The sequence below is a fragment of the Bartonella sp. AP150HLJHH genome, assembly GCF_042196385.1.
Classification (GTDB): Bacteria; Pseudomonadota; Alphaproteobacteria; order Rhizobiales; family Rhizobiaceae; genus Bartonella.
In genome coordinates this window covers 1-1582 of record NZ_JBHIQC010000085.1, presented here as the reverse complement: position 1 = coordinate 1582, position 1582 = coordinate 1, and the positions used below count along the sequence as shown (strand labels likewise).

2 protein-coding genes are annotated in these 1582 nt (G+C 46.0%); both read left to right on the top strand.

Annotated features, from left to right (window positions below):
• Window positions 1-60: 60 nt before the first annotated feature.
• The gene (locus tag ACFING_RS09715) at window positions 61-942 is read left to right on the top strand and encodes a baseplate J/gp47 family protein (protein ID WP_375630752.1); all 882 of its coding nucleotides are present in this window, start codon (window positions 61-63) and stop codon (window positions 940-942) included.
• Window positions 942-1582, top strand: a 641-nt coding sequence (locus ACFING_RS09710) for a phage tail protein (protein WP_375630750.1), incomplete at its 3' end; no start/stop codon positions are given. The genes ACFING_RS09715 and ACFING_RS09710, both read left to right, overlap by 1 nt.

Below are 1582 nucleotides of genomic sequence, written 5' to 3'. Positions count from 1 at the left end.
ATGGGCATTTGGGAGATTGGTCACACCAAGAGCCAATGAGCATCAATTTAGAGGTTGGTGATGACTGAGTTTGAACCTTTATCCTTTTCACAGATTCCCCCTCCACAACTCCCTCTGCCACAAATTATTGAAGAGCTTTCTGTTGAAGCAATTTTAGAGCAAAAGATCACGCGTTTGACTGAGCTTTTTGCGGCGCATCATATTCCTTATAATGTAGAAAAAACCGCTTATGATCCCGTGGTCATTCAATTGCAAGCGGCGGCTTATGAAGAGTTTCTATTGCGCCAACGGATCAATGAAGTAGCGCGAGACAATTTACTCACATTTGCTCGTGGGACAAGTTTAGACCATTTGGGGGATTTTCATGGGGTCACGCGCCTTTTGGATGAAGATGATGAGCGTTTGCGCCGCCGCATTCGCTTGAATAGACAAGGACATTCCACAGGGGGCACAGCGCCACGTTATCAATATTTTGCCCTCTCAAGCGATATCCATGTCAAAGATGCTTTTGTTTATCGTGAGGGTAAAAGTCCGCTTATTCATGTTGCGCTTTTTAGTGACGCTCCTTCAGGGGTGGCTGATGAGGCTTTAATTGCCAAGGTGCAAGCAGCCCTTGATGCCCCCCATGTTAAAATGACCAATGACCACATCCTTGTGAAAAGCGCGGTACAGCGGATGATCAATGTTTCTGCTGATTTTTGGTTGTTACCGGATGAAGGCTCCTTTGTTTTGGAAAGAGCGGAGCAGAATTTGAGAGCAGAATGGGCGCGTGCATGGAGGCTTGGGCGTGATTTGTCTTTAAGTTGGATACTAAGCCGCTTGATGGTTGAGGGCGTTCACCATGTGAACATAACGCAACCTTGTGAGGATATTTTGGTCGCACCTGATGAAGCTGTAGCTTTGGGGGATATTGTCTTATCTGAACGGGGGCGTGCTTATTGATGCTTTCCTCACTTTTGCCCCCAAATTCGAGCTTGTTTGAACGTTGTTTTGCAGAAGCAATGGCTCTTGACCCTCACGTTAAAATGGCACTCGAAGAAATCCCCCGCGCGAAATTTATTACGCGTCCGCCTTCTTGGTTGCCCTTTTTAATAGACGAATATGGCTTACAAGAATTAAACCCTTATTTCTCTACCCTTTATGATTTAATTGATCAGGGTCTTGCATGGCAAAATATTCGCGGCTCACTTGCGGCAATAGAGATGGGGTTGAGATGGTTAGAGATTTCGGCACGCTTTCAACCCGCGTGGACGGGGCGGGCATGGTGGAATTCCTTTCAACTTGATTTTGATCAGTTGCCTGAACGCAAAAGCCTTGAAGCCATTGAAGCAATCACAGATCTTTCCAAAAGTTTGCGCTCTGATTTTCGCCGTGGGACCTATGGTTATAATGTGCAAGCTGTTGAATGCAATATGTCACGCCTTGATGACAGCATGTTGGAGTATGAAAGCGGTGTTCACTTAACAGCTGGGGACACTTTGTTTTCCTTTGGGCGCACAACAGAGATCAATCACACGCTCACAAGAGAAGAAGGCAGGCTTATTGGTAATTGGATAGATGACTTTGACGAGGAGTTAAGCTG

Bases quoted from the DNA above. Each gene is read 5' to 3' on its own strand.
- ACFING_RS09715 (WP_375630752.1), top strand. From the start codon at position 61: ATGACTGAGTTTGAACCTTTATCCTTTTCACAGATTCCCCCTCCACAA.